At 69.3% G+C, this 14,924-nt stretch carries 14 protein-coding genes; 3 read left to right on the plus strand and 11 right to left on the minus strand.

Annotated features, from left to right (window positions below; all coding sequences use genetic code 11):
• Nucleotides 1-8: 8 nt before the first annotated feature.
• Nucleotides 9-440, minus strand: a complete 432-nt coding sequence (gene rpsP / locus AB0L97_RS10075; protein ID WP_355069884.1) for a 30S ribosomal protein S16 — start codon at nt 438-440, stop codon at nt 9-11.
• Nucleotides 441-662: 222 nt separating this feature from the next.
• Here rpsP and AB0L97_RS10080 point away from each other — a divergent pair, with 222 nt between their 5' ends.
• Nucleotides 663-818 carry a hypothetical protein gene (locus AB0L97_RS10080; RefSeq protein ID WP_355069883.1) on the plus strand — a complete coding sequence of 52 codons (156 nt, stop codon included), beginning with the start codon at nt 663-665 and terminating at the stop codon, nt 816-818.
• 20 nt (nt 819-838) lie between these two features.
• Here AB0L97_RS10080 and AB0L97_RS10085 read toward each other — a convergent pair whose 3' ends face one another.
• The 9 genes from AB0L97_RS10085 to ftsY all read right to left on the minus strand — a co-directional run bounded on the left by AB0L97_RS10085 (nt 839) and on the right by ftsY (nt 12,156).
• Entirely contained in the window at nt 839-1,576 is a 738-nt protein-coding gene (locus AB0L97_RS10085) for a class I SAM-dependent methyltransferase (protein ID WP_355069881.1), read from the minus strand.
• Between the two features lie 49 nt (nt 1,577-1,625).
• Nucleotides 1,626-2,609, minus strand: coding sequence for an LLM class F420-dependent oxidoreductase (locus AB0L97_RS10090; RefSeq protein WP_355069879.1), 984 nt, complete (start codon nt 2,607-2,609; stop codon nt 1,626-1,628).
• Between the two features lie 54 nt (nt 2,610-2,663).
• A complete protein-coding gene (locus AB0L97_RS10095; RefSeq protein ID WP_364427221.1) occupies nt 2,664-3,758 on the minus strand; it encodes an amidohydrolase family protein in 1,095 nt (364 codons plus the stop codon).
• Between the two features lie 166 nt (nt 3,759-3,924).
• The gene (gene ffh, locus AB0L97_RS10100) at nt 3,925-5,487 is read right to left on the minus strand and encodes a signal recognition particle protein (protein WP_364427224.1); all 1,563 of its coding nucleotides are present in this window, start codon (nt 5,485-5,487) and stop codon (nt 3,925-3,927) included.
• A gap of 104 nt (nt 5,488-5,591) precedes the next feature.
• Nucleotides 5,592-5,906, minus strand: a complete 315-nt coding sequence (locus tag AB0L97_RS10105; protein WP_355069876.1) for a hypothetical protein — start codon at nt 5,904-5,906, stop codon at nt 5,592-5,594.
• 121 nt (nt 5,907-6,027) lie between these two features.
• Entirely contained in the window at nt 6,028-8,442 is a 2,415-nt protein-coding gene (locus AB0L97_RS10110; protein WP_364427367.1) for a [protein-PII] uridylyltransferase, read from the minus strand.
• A gap of 143 nt (nt 8,443-8,585) precedes the next feature.
• Nucleotides 8,586-8,924 carry a P-II family nitrogen regulator gene (locus AB0L97_RS10115; RefSeq protein WP_330249397.1) on the minus strand — a complete coding sequence of 113 codons (339 nt, stop codon included), beginning with the start codon at nt 8,922-8,924 and terminating at the stop codon, nt 8,586-8,588.
• A gap of 5 nt (nt 8,925-8,929) precedes the next feature.
• Nucleotides 8,930-10,309, minus strand: coding sequence for an ammonium transporter (locus AB0L97_RS10120; protein ID WP_355069874.1), 1,380 nt, complete (start codon nt 10,307-10,309; stop codon nt 8,930-8,932).
• A 353-nt stretch (nt 10,310-10,662) separates the two neighbouring features.
• Nucleotides 10,663-12,156: a signal recognition particle-docking protein FtsY gene (ftsY, locus tag AB0L97_RS10125; RefSeq protein WP_364427229.1), complete on the minus strand. Its 1,494-nt coding sequence runs from the start codon at nt 12,154-12,156 to the stop codon at nt 10,663-10,665.
• Nucleotides 12,157-12,349: 193 nt separating this feature from the next.
• On the opposite strand from ftsY, the gene AB0L97_RS10130 reads away from it, so the two are divergent.
• On the plus strand, nt 12,350-12,739 hold the full coding sequence (locus AB0L97_RS10130; protein WP_019048221.1) for a DUF2237 domain-containing protein: 390 nt from the start codon (nt 12,350-12,352) through the stop codon (nt 12,737-12,739).
• A gap of 119 nt (nt 12,740-12,858) precedes the next feature.
• Here the strand turns inward: AB0L97_RS10130 and AB0L97_RS10135 are convergent, their stop codons facing one another.
• Nucleotides 12,859-13,632 carry a helix-turn-helix domain-containing protein gene (locus AB0L97_RS10135; protein WP_364427233.1) on the minus strand — a complete coding sequence of 258 codons (774 nt, stop codon included), beginning with the start codon at nt 13,630-13,632 and terminating at the stop codon, nt 12,859-12,861.
• A 106-nt stretch (nt 13,633-13,738) separates the two neighbouring features.
• On the opposite strand from AB0L97_RS10135, the gene AB0L97_RS10140 reads away from it, so the two are divergent.
• On the plus strand, nt 13,739-14,656 hold the full coding sequence (locus AB0L97_RS10140; protein WP_364427236.1) for an NmrA family NAD(P)-binding protein: 918 nt from the start codon (nt 13,739-13,741) through the stop codon (nt 14,654-14,656).
• Nucleotides 14,657-14,924 lie beyond the last annotated feature (268 nt).

Raw genomic sequence — 14,924 nt, forward strand, 5'->3', positions numbered from 1 at the left:
CCCGCTCATTACTCGCCGGCCTCGGCAGCCTCGGCGCCCTCCTCGGCGTCCTTCTTGCCCTTCTTCTTGGGGGTGACCGCCTCGGCGACCGGCTCGTTGTCGGCGGCGGCCAGCGCGGCGTTGAACAGGTCCAGCTTCGACGGCTTGGCCGGCTTGACCTTCAGGGTGCCCTCGGCGCCCTCGATGCCCTTGAACTTCTGCCAGTCGCCGGTGATCTTCAGCAGCTGGAGGACCGGCTCGGTCGGCTGCGCGCCGACGCCGAGCCAGTACTGCACGCGCTCGGAGTTGATCTCGATCAGCGAGGGCTCTTCCTTCGGGTGGTACTTGCCGATGGACTCGATGGCCCGGCCGTCACGGCGGGTGCGGGCGTCCGCGACGACGACGCGGTACTGCGGGTTGCGGATCTTGCCCAGGCGGGTGAGCTTGATGCGAACAGCCACTGCTGATCTGCCTTTCGTTGGTTGGTCACGACGCAATTCGGCGACCCGCATGGTCTGCGAGCCCGGTTTTGCGCTTTCGAGTGTGTGACCGCCGCGCGGTACGGAACCGGAGACGGGCTGACACTTGTCCGGAAGGACGGTGGTCCATTGTGCCAGACCGGACGATCCCGCCAGAAATCGCGTGCGTGTTCACACAGCGATGCCCACCCGCCATAACCAGGCATGCGACTGTTCCGACGCCACCGCACACGACCCGCCCGCATCACCCGCGACATCGCGAGCGAACTCGGCGATGAGGCTGCCGTCGAGTACGTCGTACCCGGCGTGTTCCGGGTGCTGCGACTCGTTGCCGCGGGCGTCGCCCGCGCCATGGAGTGAGGCTCGGCGTCTCGATGCGGCTAGCCCGGGACGGTGGCGGTGAGCGCACGGGTGGGGACCCAGGGGCCGCCCCACCACATCTGCCACCCCACGGGGCGCAGGGTGAGGGCGGTCGCGCCGTTCGCCGCCAGGACGGCGCGGTACGCCCGGGTGTCGCCGATATCGACGATGACCAGTTTGCCGCCGGGACGCAGCACGCGGCACGCCTCCCGGAGCGCCGCCGCCCGGCCCTCGGCGGTCTTGATGTCGTGAATCGCCAAGCTGGAGACGACGACGTCGAACACGCCGTCCGGGAACGGCATGCGGGTCATGTCGCCGGTGCGCAACTCGATCCGGTCGGCGACGTTCTCCGCGAGCGCGTTCCGCTCCGCGGTGGCCGGGGTGTTCTCGCAGTGGTCCGCGGAGCACCACAGATCCAGGCCCACCGCACACCCGGCGGGCAAGCGGCGCGCGGCGGCCAGCAGCACCGCGCCGCGCCCGCACCCCATGTCGAGCAATCGTTCGTCGCCACGCAGTTCGAGGTCGTCGAGCAGGCGCGCCCAGACCCGGAACTTGCCCCGGCGGGTCGCGTGCAGGAACAGCCCGAACTGCGTGGCCAGCACGACGCCGATCAGCAGGAGCAGCAGGCTCGGGCGCAGTTGCTGGAACAGCGCCACCACCAGCGCGGCGGCAAGATACCCGACCGCGAGAACTCCCAGCAACAACAGCACCGACGGCGCGTCGACACCGTACGACGCGCGCCACGGAGGGGCTATCATTGCCCGATCATAACCAGCGCCAACGGTATTCGCGCCGGGTTCGCGCTCGTCAGCGCACCAAGGGAGCGAAGGTACGCCCGGCGAGTTCGACCGCACCCGGCTCGTGCCCGTTGAACACCATATTGATGATGAGACCGTCTACGCCGTGGTCCAGAACGCGAGTCCGCAGCTGTTCGGCAACCTCGTCCGGTGTGCCGACGAACTGGCGGTCGGCCGGGCTCTGCGCGAGCTCGGCGTCCGACAGGGCCGACAGGTCGATACCCATGCGGCTCAAGTAATCCCGCTGCTGCTTGCGCACGAGGTCACCGTCTTCGTCCATCATGACGAAGCACAGGTAGCTGGTCTCCAGGGTCCGCGGATCCCGGCCGACCTCCGCGCAGCGCGCCCGCAGCGCCTCGATCTTGCGCGGCAGCTCGGACGCGTTGCAGATGATGTTGAGATGGTCGGCGAAGCGAGCGGCAAGGCCGAAGGTCTTCTTCTCACCGCTGCCGCCGAGCAGGATCGGCAGATCGTCGCGTACGCGCGGCTCGTTCATCGCGTTCTCGACCCGGTACCACTTGCCCTGGAAGGTGGGCCGCTCGCCGCGCAGCATCGGCTGGATGATGTGCAGCGCTTCGTCGAGCCGCTCGAAGCGGTCGGTGAAGGTGCCGAACTCGTAGCCCAGGGAGCGGTGCTCGAGTTCGAACCAGCCCGCGCCGATGCCGAGCACCGCGCGGCCACCGCTGACCACGTCCAGCGTGGTGACCGTCTTGGCGAGCATCGCCGGGTTGCGGTAGGTGTTGCCGGTGACCAACGCCGACAACTGGATTCGCTCCGTCGCCGTGGCCAGGCCGCCGAGCGCGGTGTAGGCCTCTAGCATCGGCTCGTCGGGCGTGCCGATGCCAGGCAACTGATAGAAGTGGTCCATGACGAAGGCCGTGTCGAAACCGGCGGCTTCGGCCTCTCGGGCCTGCGCGATCACCGTGGGGAACAGCTCGCGCACCGACTTGCCGTAGCTGAAGTTGGGCATCTGATATCCGAGGCGAATTGTCACGAAATCCGACCTTACGCCCCTTTCGGATACGCGCGGGTGAGCCGCGGCGCCGAGTTATCTATGGCCGGTGACCGGACCGTGCCCGCCGTACACGCGCCCGCGCAGCACGACGGCATACGGCGTGGTGAGCGTCTCGGGGTGGCTACGCGGATCCTCCTCGTAGACAACGAAATCCGCGGGAGCACCGTCCTCGATGCCGGGTCGCCCGAGCCACTCGCGCGCCTGCCAGGAGGCCGCGCCGAGCGCGTCGTGCCGGGACAGTCCCGCGGCGCCGAGCGCGGCGATCTCGTCGGCGATGCGCCCGTGGCGGATGGAACCGCCCGCGTCCGTGCCCGCGAAGATCGGCACGCCCGCCTCGTGCGCGGCGGCGACCGTGCCGCGCACCCGCCGGTGCAGATCGCGCATGTGCGCGGCGTAGACGGGGAATTTGCCCGCGCTGTCGGCGATACCGGGGAAGGTGTCGATATTGATCAGGGTGGGAACCAGGGCGGTGCCGTGCTCGACCATCATCTCGATGGTCTCGTCGGTGAGACCGGTGCCGTGCTCCAGGCAGTCGATACCGGCGTCGATCAGGCCGGGCAGCGCGTCTTCGCCGAAGACGTGTGCGGTGACCCGCGCACCGTTGGCGTGCGCTGCGGCGATGGCCTCCTTCAGGATCGCGTCGCTCCACAACGGCCGCAGGTCGCCCACCGAGCGGTCGATCCAGTCGCCGACGATCTTCACCCAGCCGTCGCCGTGGCGGGCCTGCTCGGCGACGATCTCCGGCAGGTCGCGTTCGTCGTCGAGCTCGATGCCCAGTTCGCGGATGTAGCGCTTCGGACGGGCGATGTGGCGCCCCGCGCGGATGATCCGCGGCAGGTCCTCGCGGTCGTCGACGAACCGGGTGTCGATGGGCGAGCCCGCGTCGCGCAGCAGCAGGGCACCGGCGGCGCGCTCGGTCTCGGCCTGCGCGACGGCGCCGGCGTGGTCCTCGTGGCCCCCGCCGTACCGGATTCCCACGTGGCAGTGGGCGTCGACCAGTCCCGGCACGATCCAGCCCGAGCCGCACAGCGTTTCGGCTCCGGGCACGGGCTCGAACGACACCAGGCCGTCGCGCACCCAGAGGTCGCGCACCTCGCCTTCGGGAAGAACCACACCGCGCAGATGCACCGCAACCTCCTGGAACTCGTCGGCGGCCGCCAACCTGGTGTCCGACTCCCGAATCGGACATTTCGCGCGAAGCACGGCCACGCGGCAGCGACGCCGCGCACACGGCGACCGACCGGCGAGGCACACAGGCACGCCGCCCACGAACAGCGTGGGCGGCGTAAGTGGCCTACTTCTTCGGGAACTTCAGTTTGCTGAGATCGAAGCCCTCCAGGCCGGGCGGCAACTGGTCCAGACCGGCAGGCATGTTGGACAGGTCGGGCATCCCCGCGGGCAGGCCGGGCATGCCGCCCATCCCCGGGAAACCACCGCGCACCTTCGGCGGCGTCGGGCCGCGACCACCCTTCTTGCCCTTCTTGCCCTTCTTCGCGTTGCCGCGACGGGCGCCGGGCAACCCCATCTGGCGGCCCATCATCGTCATCATCTTCTTGGCCTCGAAGAAGCGGTCGACGAGCTGGTTGACCTCGGAGACCTGGACACCGGAACCGTTGGCGATGCGCAGGCGGCGCGAGGCGTTGATGATCTTCGGGTTCGCCCGTTCGGCCGGGGTCATACCGCGGATGATCGCCTGCACCCGGTCCAGCTGCTTGTCGTCGACCTGGGCGAGCATGTCCTTCATCTGGCCCGCGCCCGGCAGCATACCGAGCAGGTTCCCGATCGGGCCCATCTTGCGGATGGCCAGCATCTGGTCGAGGAAGTCCTCGAGGGTGAGCTCGCCGCTGCCGATCTTGCGGGCGGCCTCCTCGGCCTGCTTGGCGTCGTAGACCTGCTCGGCCTGCTCGATCAGGGTGAGCACGTCGCCCATGCCGAGAATGCGGCTGGCCATGCGATCCGGGTGGAAGACGTCGAAGTCCTCGAGCTTCTCACCGGTCGAGGCGAACAGGATCGGCGCGCCGGTGACCTCGCGGACACTCAGCGCCGCACCACCGCGGGCGTCGCCGTCGAGCTTGGTGAGCACCACGCCGGTGAAGCCCACGCCGTCACGGAACGCCTCGGCGGTGTTGACCGCGTCCTGGCCGATCATGGCGTCCAGCACGAACAGGGTCTCGTCCGGTTGCACGGCGTCGCGGATGCCCGCGGCCTGGCGCATGAGCTCTTCATCGATGCCGAGACGGCCCGCGGTGTCGACGATGACGACGTCGTACTGCTTCTGCCGCGCCTCTTCGACACCCCCGCGCGCCACGTTCACCGGATCGGCGGCGGAGATGCCGAGCGGGTTCTCACCGCCACCGATCGAGGTGCCGGGGTGCGGCGCGTAGACGGGCACGCCCGCGCGCTCGCCGACGACTTGCAGCTGGGTGACGGCGCCGGGGCGCTGCAGGTCGCACGCCACCAGCAACGGTTGATGGCCCTGCCCCTTCAGCAGTTTGGCCAGCTTGCCCGCGAGCGTGGTCTTACCGGAACCCTGCAGACCGGCCAGCATGACCACCGTCGGCGGGTTCTTGGCCAGGTTCAGCCGCCTGGTCTCGCCGCCGAGGATCCCGATGAGTTCCTCGTTGACGATCTTCACGACCTGCTGGGCCGGGTTCAGCGCCGCGGAGACCTCCGCGCCCTTGGCGCGCTCCTTGATCCGCCCGATGAACCCGCGGACCACGGGCAGCGCGACGTCGGCCTCCAACAAGGCCAGGCGGATCTCGCGGCAGGTGGCGTCGATGTCGGCCGGTGACAGACGCCCCTTACCGCGCAGATCCTTGAGGGCACCGGTAAGCCGGTCGGACAGGGATTCGAACACCGATCGCGCTCCTGATCTCGGGGGACGTCACATTCTCTCCCAGGGTAATGGGATCGCCCGCGTGTTCGCGCAGGCGGTGCGTCCTTCCCGGCGCGGCGGGCTCGCTAGTCGAGCACGCGACGGCGCGGCCTGGCCGTTTTGCGGTAGTCGTGGTTCTCCTCGGCCACCATGAAGACCGCCTCGTTGGCGGTCAGGCCCAGCTCGAGGGCCAGGCCGTCGAGAACGGCCCACTCGGCCCTGCTCGGGATGGGCGAGGTGGCGACCGTGGAGGCGATCGTCATCGCGGTAACCGCCTGTCGCCCGGTCAGCGTGCGACCAGGAAGCCAGGAGACCACCCACCGGTCGCCGCCGACGCAGCGCGCCATGTGCGCGGTCTCGTCACTCGTCATCGTGGATGCCGAAACGACTTCAATTGCCATCGACCTGCTCCCCTCGTGCTCGCGATAGCCGGACGCTCTAGATCGTAGGGTCAGGTCACGAGACGAGAGTTGGGATGCAGCAAATATTGCGCAACAGATTTATCACCGGATAAACGTGCTGCTAATCACCATTTTCCGAATCTCGAGCACCGTCAGCAGGCGGTTTCGGCGCGGTTCTGGGAACCACCGCGATAAGCGCTTTCTCGATCGTTTCGCGGCGCGCGGGGCTGTCCTCGGCGCCCAGCTCAAGGCAGAAGCTGTCGACCACCGCGGACCCCATCGTGACCACCTTGGCCCAACGGACGTCGGCTCCGCAGCCGGCCAGCTCCGCGGCCAGGCGGCTGAGCAAGCCGACCCGGTCCTCGGCGCGCAATTCCAGGATCACCTGCCCCGGTACCGAGGTGTTCGACCAGATCACCCGGGGTTGGGCCTGCGCGTACCGGCTCCGACCGATCGTGCCCGCCTCCCGCTCGCGTTTGGCCAGCGCCGCCGCCACATCCAGGTCGCCGGCCGTGGCCCGGATCAATTCCTGGCGCAACAGCCCCGGGTCCGGCGGATCGCCGAACTTGGGCGCGACGACGAAGGTGTCCACCGCGGAGGCGCCTTCGACGCCGAGCGCGGCCGACAGCACACGCAGCGAATGCAGCGCGAGCACACCCGCGGCGTCGGACAGCAGCCCGGAACTGTCGGGCGCGATGACGGTGACCACATACGTGTGCTTGCTCTCACCGGGCTGCAGATCGACGTGCACGCCGCCCGCCCTGGCCTTCTCGACCAAGTCCGGTGCGATCGGTTCCGGTGTCGGCAGCTGGTCGCCCGCCATGACCAACCGGCAGCGCCGGACCAGTTCGCCGATCAGCGACGCCTTCCAGTCGCCCCACACGCCGGGACCGGTGGCCTGCGAATCCGCCTCGGCCAGGGTGTGCAGCAGCTCCAGCAGTTGCGGATCGCCGTCGAGCGCCTCGACGACGTGCCGCACCGTCTCCGGATCGGACAGATCGCGCCGGGTCGCGGTTTCCGGCAGCAGCAGGTGATGGCGCACGACCGCGCTGAGCGTGCGCACGTCCGACGGCCACAGTCCGAGGCGGCGGCCGATATGGGTGGCCAGTTCCGCGCCGACCACGCTGTGATCGCCTGCGCGACCCTTGCCGATGTCGTGCAGCAGCGCACCGAGGGCGAGCAGGTCGGGGCGGGCGACCCGGGTGCTCAGCCCGCCCGCGTAGGCGACCGTCTCCATGAGATGCCGGTCGACGGTCCAGATGTGCTGGACATCGCGCGGCGGCAGGTCGCGCACGGCGCCCCATTCCGGCAGCAGCCTGCCCCACAATCCCGTCCGGTCCAGCGCCTCGATCGCGTCGATCGTGCCGCGGCCCGCGCCCAACAGGACCAGCAAGTCGTTGAGGGCGTCCTTGGGCCACGGCTCGCGTAGCTCGGGAGCGTCCTCGGAGAGCCGGTTGAGGGTGGTGGCCGACATCGGCAGGCCGGTCTGCGCCGACGCCGCCGCGACGCGCAGGATCAGCCCGGGGTCGCGCTGCGGGCGGGCGTCTCTGGCCAGCACGACCTCACCCGCGTGCTCGACCACGCCTTCGTCCAGCGGCCTGCGCACCGGCATCCGGCGCAGGCGCGCCAATCCCCGGCGGGGCAGTGCGTTGGCTGCGGTACGCAGCCCGACGTCCACGGAGTAGCTGACCGTCCGGGCCGAATCGCTCAGTGTGCGGGCCAGATCGAACCGATCGCCGATGCGCAGGGCAGCGCCGATCTCGTCGGCGTCCTGTGCGCGCAGCTGGTCGCGGGCTCGTCCCGCAACACGGTGCAGTTCGGTGCGCACGTCCAGCAGCCGACGGTGCGCCTGCTTCAATCCGCCGCCGGGCACGTCCGGCCCCAATCCGGGCATGGCGTCGGTGAGCTGCGCGATCGCCAGCGCGTCCAGCAGCTGGATGTCGCGCAGGCCGCCGCGCCCGTTCTTCAGGTCGGGCTCGGCGCGGTGCGCGATCTCGCCGTTGCGCTCCCATCTGGCCTTGGCCTGGGCGATGAGCTCCTCGAAGCGGGAGCGGATGCCGGTGCGCCACTCCCGGCGCACCCCGCCGATCAGCAGATTGCTCAGTTCCTGGTCGCCGACGATGTGCCTGGCCTCGAGCATGCCGAGCGCGGCGATGAGATCGTCCGCGGCCACCCGAAGCGCCTGCGGAACGGTACGCACGCTGTGGTCGAGTTTGATGTGCGCGTCCCACAGCGGATACCAGAGCTGGTCGGCGACCTCGGCCACCCGGGCCGGGTCGACGTCGTCGTGCAGCAGCACCAGGTCCAGATCGGAGTACGGCAGCATCTCCCCGCGCCCGAGACCGCCGACGGCCACCACGGCCAGACCGCTGTCGGGGGCGATGCCCAGTTCGGCGCCCTTGCTGGTGAGCCAGAGTTCGTAGAGGTCGACCAGCGCCTGGCGCAGCGACTGGGCGTCCAGCCGGGGATTGCGCGGCTGGCCGCCGTCGAGCAGTTGGGTTCGCGCGCGGACCAGGTCGGCCGCCCCGTTGGACACCTTGCCGTTGCCTTGTTCGGTGACCTTCGGATCACCGTCGTGCTCGTACTGACTAGCCACAACCCACCGCCCATTTGATGCGCGCGGCCCCGCCCCGACCGGGAGCTCCGGTGGGAGCGGGGCCGCCGCTCGACTCGTTTCCGCTACAGCGCGTCGGTGCCGCGTTCGCCGGTCCGCACCCGGATGATCGCCTCCACCGGAGTGATCCAGACCTTGCCGTCGCCGATCTTGCCGGTGCGGGAGGCCTCCACGATCACCTCCACGACCTTGTCGACGGAGGCATCGTCCACGACGACCTCGACGCGAACCTTCGGCACGAAGTCGACGGAATACTCCGCGCCGCGGTACACCTCGGTGTGGCCCTTCTGCCGGCCGTACCCTTGGACCTCGCTGACGGTCATGCCCAACACACCCGCCTGCTCGAGACCGGACTTGACGTCTTCGAGCGTGAACGGTTTGACGATTGCGGTGATCAGTTTCATGTTCGTCATGCCTCCTTGACGGCCGAACGTGCCGTGCTACCCAGAGCGGCGAAGTCGTAGGCGGTTTCCGCGTGCTCGGACTCGTCCAAGCCGACCGACTCTGCTTCCTCGCTCACGCGCAGCCCAATGGTGAACTTCACGATATAGGCAATGATCAGGGTCGCGATGAAGGAGAAGGCAAGTACCACACCGGCGCCCACCGCCTGCCGCCACAGCTGATCGAAACCGCCGCCATAGAACAGGCCGGTCTTGGCCGCACCCGCCTCGGGCGCCGCGACGAAACCGACCATCAGGGTGCCGACGATACCGCCGACCAGGTGCACGCCGACCACGTCGAGCGAGTCGTCGAAACCGAACTTGAACTTCAGGCCGACCGCGAGGGCGCACAGCGCGCCGGCGACGACGCCGATGGCGAGCGCGCCGAGCACGTTCACCGAGGAACACGACGGCGTGATGGCGACCAGACCCGCCACGATGCCCGAGGCCGCGCCCAGCGAGGTGGGCTTGCCGTCGCGGATCTTCTCCACCAACAGCCAGGCCAGCATCCCGGCGCAGGTCGCGATGGTGGTGGTGACGAAGGTCGAACCGGCGAGGCCGCCGGAGGTCACCGCGGATCCGGCGTTGAAGCCGAACCAGCCGAACCACAGCAGACCGGCGCCGAGCATGACGAACGGCAGATTGTGCGGGCGGAACGGGGTGGTCGGCCAACCCTTGCGCTTGCCGAGCACCAGCACCAGGGCCAGACCGGCCGCACCGGCGTTGATGTGCACCGCCGTTCCACCGGCGAAGTCCACCGCGAGCAGCTTGTTGGCGATCCAGCCGCCCTCGTGCACGACGTTGCCGTCGGCGTCCTTGACGTCGAAGTCGAACACCCAGTGCGCGACCGGGAAGTAGACCACTGTGGACCAGATGCCCGCGAACACCAGCCACGCGCCGAACTTCAAGCGGTCGGCGACCGCACCCGAGATGAGGGCAACCGTGATGATGGCGAACATCAGCTGGAAGGCGACGAAGACGGTCGCCGGAATAGTGCCCGCGAGCGGGATGTTCACCGCGTCGGTGGTGACCGCGCCCGCCGCGTCCTTGACCTCGGCGACGGAGTTGCCGCCGATCAGGCCCTTCAGGCCGAAGAACTGCGTCGGGTCACCGATCACGCCGAACGTGTTGTCGCCGAAGGCCGTCGAGTATCCGTACAGCGACCACAGAACGCCGACCAGGCCCATGGCGCTGATGCTCATCATGATCATGTTGAGCACGTTCTTCGACCGGACCATGCCGCCGTAGAAGAAAGCCAGGCCCGGCGTCATCAGCAACACGAGCGCCGAACTCGCCAGCATCCAAGCGGTGTCACCGGTATCCGGTGCACCGGTAAGTGGAAAAGCCACCTTAATGTCCTCCTCATCTCGGGCCCAGCCGCTTCCGGCAAATGGACCTGAACAGAAGGGTCCTAACTCGGTGTTTCATCCGTAGAGCTGCCGTGTTTCACCTACGTGAACGGATGGAGCAGCTGTGTTGCCACTAGGTTTCGTCCCACGCACCAGCGGTTTTCCGGCGCTGTGAGCACGGTGTTCGGGAAATCGGACATTCGTTACCGCGCACGAGGAGTCGGCAAACTTCCGGGGTGTGACCGCCCTCGCACCGAGGGCGGCGGCGATCGAACGAGCGCCCTCGGCGCACCTCGTGGATGGAACGCCGCGGGCGGCAACCTCTTTCGACCGGTCTCGGCGAGTGGAACGGCTCAGCCCAGCAGCGCGTCCACGAACGCGGCGGGCTCGAACGGAGCCAGGTCGTCAGCCCCCTCACCGAGCCCGACCAGCTTCACCGGCACGCCCAATTCGTGCTGGACCTGGAAGACGATGCCGCCCTTCGCCGTCCCGTCGAGCTTGGTCAGCACGACGCCTGTGATATCGACCACTTCGGCGAACACCCTGGCCTGGGTCAGTCCGTTCTGCCCGACGGTCGCGTCCAGCACGAGCAGGACCTCGTCGACGGCGGCCTTCTTCTCCACGACGCGCTTGACCTTGCCCAGCTCGTCCATCAGACCCGTCTTGGTGTGCAGCCGACCGGCCGTATCGATCAGCACCACGTCGACGCCGTGCTCGACGCCCGCGGCCACCGCGTCGAACGCGACCGCGGCCGGGTCGGCGCCCTCGCGGCCGCGGACGGTGTCGGCGCCGACCCGCTCGCCCCAGGTCTGCAACTGGTCGGCGGCCGCGGCGCGGAAGGTGTCGGCCGCGCCGAGCAGCACCCGGCGGCCGTCGGCCACGAGCACGCGGGCGAGCTTGCCGGTGGTGGTGGTCTTGCCGGTGCCGTTCACGCCGACCACGAGCAGGATCGACGGGTGATCGGGATGCGGCAGCGCGCGCACCGAGCGATCCAGCTCCGGTCGCAGCTGCTCGATCAGCACGTCGCGCAGCACGGCACGTGCCTGGTCGGTGGTCCGCACGCTGCGTGCCGCCATCTCCGAGCGCAGCCGGGAGACGACAGCGGTGGTGCTCGCGGTGCCGAGGTCGGCCAGCACGAGGGTGTCCTCCACCTCTTCCCACGAGTCGTCGTCCAGGTCACCGCCGCCGAGCAGGCCGAGAAGGCTCTTGCCGACCGCGTTCTGCGAGCGTGACAGTCGTCCGCGCAGCCGGACCAGGCGGCCGGCGGTGGGCTCGATCTCCTCCAGCGCGACGGGTGCTTCCACCCCCGCGGGCGTGTCGGGCGCGACGATCTCGGTGGCGGCTTCGGTGTCCGGCCCCGCGGTGTCGGTGGGCGGCTCGGCGGTCGCGTCCTCGGCCGTGGCCGGGCTCTCCTGGGTTTCCAGCTGGTCGGGCGCCTGCGCTGGCGCCTCGGCCGCCGGAGTGCCCGCCTCGGGCTCGGCGGCCAGCTCGACGACGTCCGGGGCGACGGAGGCCTCGGTGACGTCCGCGTCCGGCAACGGAACGTTGGTTATGCCGCGTTTGGGCGCGTCGCGTGGAATCGCGGCGTCGTCGCCGACGTGCGGCTGTCCTTCGGTGTCGGTGCGCTCGATCGGTTGCGGTTCGGTCGCCGCGCCGCCCCGGCTGAAGGTGAATCCGCCGGACGCGGCATAACCACCGGACCGGTCGGTCACCTCTTTCTCCTGCGTGGGCGGAGTCAGCGACACGCGGCCGCGCTTGTACCGGACGAAACCGGCGACGAGCACGACGAGCAGCAGTGCGGCGACCGCGGCGATCAGGATCCAGACTTCAGGACTCACGCGGACCATCCTTGCAGACCGACCGTCACGGGATCGGCCCCGAGCCGCACCCGGCGCGCGCGTCGCGCGCCGGGGCCGGGGGCGCGAACTCGGCGAACATCGCAGGTGCCGGGCCGAGGGCGGGTGCGAGCGGGCACCGACACAGCCCTCCAGATTTCTTGTCCTGCGGAACTTCTCGCGAAGGGACAATAGGATCGGCGACGTGACCGATCGAAACGTGCTTGGGGGGCCGCTGGAAGAGTGCGGCACCGATCCTCTCACCGGCTTCTACCGGGACGGCTGCTGCAGTACCGGGCCGGAGGATCTGGGCAGCCACACTGTGTGCACCGTCGTCACGGCAGAATTCCTGGAGCATCAAGCTTCCATCGGAAACGATTTGAGCACGCCGCGTCCGGAGAACAATTTTCCCGGTTTGCAGCCGGGTGACCGATGGTGCGTGGTCGCCGTGCGATGGCTGCACGCGCACGAGGACGGCGTCGCCGCGCCCGTGGTGCTGGCCGCCACGCACGAGAACGCCCTGGAAGTGATCTCGATGGACATCCTGCGCAAGTACGCCGTCGACGTGCCCGACGACGTCAGCGACCTGCTCTGAGCCACCGGTAACCCTACGGCGGGCGCAGCGTGGACCACCGGCTCACCCGAATCGCGGACCGGTGTCCGATGGGTTCGTGGCGCAGCGGAGAACCGATTGGCACAAATGCGCCATTCGGCTCAGCGCGCCGCCGCGATGCGCCGGCGATGAGCTTTCTGACGACATGCCGCCGAGCAATATCTCGCCCGTCGGCCCGTCCCAGCGCGGGACAACGCCGCGTGACATACCGGGCAGCTGTCGGCTCCACTTTCGTTACGATCGACAGTTTCGTTACGGACTTCGGCCACCGCATGCCGTTTCGTCACCATCAGCCCTACCGGCTCCGCGCGCAGCGCGTCCAGCACGATGGCGGCGCTACGGTCCATGCCGCCCCGCGCCTTCCGTAGCCGTTGGATCGCAACGCATCCGGTGAAGATCGCCAGCACGTCGTCGAGTTCGATGTCGGCCCGGACCGCCCCGTCGCGCTTGGCCGCGTCGAGCAGAGCGGCCAACGCGTCGTGGAAACGCGCCCCCGCGCTGCGCAAAAGCGCACGCGGCCAGCCGTCGTCGGACTGAACGATGTCGCATAACGCCTGGTTGTCCGGCGTTGTGGTGATCACCGCGGTGCAGAAGTCGAAGAAGGCGGCGCCGGGACCCGGCGCGGCGAGATGGTCTGCGGCCATCTTCGCCAACCGGTCGACGCGCTGCTGCATAACCGCTTCCAACAGTGCGGCTTTCGTGGGGAAGTGCCGGTAGACGGTGCCCGCGCCGACACCCGCCCTGCGGGCGACCTCGACGAGCGACACGGAGGCGCCCTGCTCCGCGAAGGCGCGTTGCGCGGCAGCCAGCACGAGGGCGCGATTGCGGCGGGCATCGGCTCGCGACGTCGCGCCCGGGGCGAGCGATGCGGTCATTTCGTTACGGCCTTCCGTTGAGCAGCCTGGTCAATCGGGTCGAGGCACCCGTATCGTTCGAATCCGGGTCAACCAACCCGATTCTACCGAGCAGAGAAGGCGGAGCATGTCCCCTCAGCACAACCTCATCCTGGTCACCGGCGCCACCGGCAAGCAAGGCGGCGTGACCGCCCGGCGACTGCTGGCCGACGGCAGGGCGGTGCGCGCGCTGGTCCGCGACGCGCAGTCGCCCGCCGCGCGGGAGTTGGCCGCGGCGGGCGCGGAACTCGCCGTCGGCGACTTCGACGCCCCCGAGACCTTGCCCGCGGCGCTGGCCGGCGTCAGCGGACTGTTCCTGGTCCCGCCCGCCGCGTACGGCCCCAAAGGCTGGGATGTCGAATTGGAAGCCGCGCGCGGAGAAGCCGTCGTGGACGCCGCGCGTGCGGCCGGTGTGTGGCAGATCGTGTTCACCGGCATCGCGTCGATGGGCGACGACGTCTCGTGGGGGGCCAGGGGCAAGAAGCGCATCGAAGACGCCGTCATCGCCAGCGGCGTGCGGTACACCCTGCTGCGCCCGGTGCGCTTCATGGAGAACTACCTGCTGCGCACGTCCCCCGTCGACGGCATCTTCGACGGCGTGCACCGGCACCTGTTCCCGGCCGAAGGTCCGATGAAGGTCATCGCCGTCGCGGACATCGGCGATATCGCCGGTCTCGCGTTCGCCGACCCGGATCGCTTCCACGGCCGCGTCCTCGAACTCGCGGGCGATGTGCTCGTCCCACCCGCGGCCGCCGCGGCGATCAGCGCCGCCACCGGGCATCAGGTGCGCTACCACGAAGTCACCGAAGCCGAGGCGGACGCGCTCGGCGAGGAGATCGGCAATACGTGGCGCCTCATGCGCCACACCGGCGGCTGGCTCGCCGACGTCGACGAGATCCGCGAGATCCACCCCGGGCTGCGCACGTTCGACACTTGGCTCGCCGAGACCGGCGCGGCGCAGATCAAAGCGCTGCTCGACCACGAGAACGCGCGCATCGCAGGGTGATTGGAGGCGACTATTCGCCCTGTTCAACGGGATGATCGTGCGGCGAGGCGTACCCTCGGCGCGTTGATACGCCCGCGCGGAGGATCCCGGCCGCGCCCGGCGCGACCCGGTCGGCGCGGAGGTCGACGAGTATTCGGCCCGTCGCGCAAGCACATCCACGAGCGCAAGGAATGGGTGGCGATCGCGAAGGTCGACGATCGGGTCTCCGGTGACGATCCGCTGGTCGACCTGGACTCCGGCACCGTCACCCTCCGCGCACGCCGCGGGT

The sequence above is a fragment of the Nocardia sp. NPDC051911 genome (assembly GCF_040681035.1).
In the GTDB taxonomy this organism is placed as follows: domain Bacteria; phylum Actinomycetota; class Actinomycetes; order Mycobacteriales; family Mycobacteriaceae; genus Nocardia; species Nocardia sichangensis.

Excerpts from the sequence above, each read along its gene's own strand:
- AB0L97_RS10135 (WP_364427233.1), bottom strand. The coding sequence starts at position 13,632 with ATGACCGCATCGCTCGCCCCGGGCGCGACGTCGCGAGCCGATGCCCGC.
- ftsY (WP_364427229.1), bottom strand. The coding sequence starts at position 12,156 with ATGGTCCGCGTGAGTCCTGAAGTCTGGATCCTGATCGCCGCGGTCGCC.
- AB0L97_RS10115 (WP_330249397.1), bottom strand. The coding sequence starts at position 8,924 with ATGAAACTGATCACCGCAATCGTCAAACCGTTCACGCTCGAAGACGTC.
- AB0L97_RS10105 (WP_355069876.1), bottom strand. The coding sequence starts at position 5,906 with ATGGCAATTGAAGTCGTTTCGGCATCCACGATGACGAGTGACGAGACC.
- AB0L97_RS10140 (WP_364427236.1), top strand. The coding sequence starts at position 13,739 with ATGTCCCCTCAGCACAACCTCATCCTGGTCACCGGCGCCACCGGCAAG.
- AB0L97_RS10080 (WP_355069883.1), top strand. The coding sequence starts at position 663 with ATGCGACTGTTCCGACGCCACCGCACACGACCCGCCCGCATCACCCGC.
- AB0L97_RS10085 (WP_355069881.1), bottom strand. The coding sequence starts at position 1,576 with ATGATAGCCCCTCCGTGGCGCGCGTCGTACGGTGTCGACGCGCCGTCG.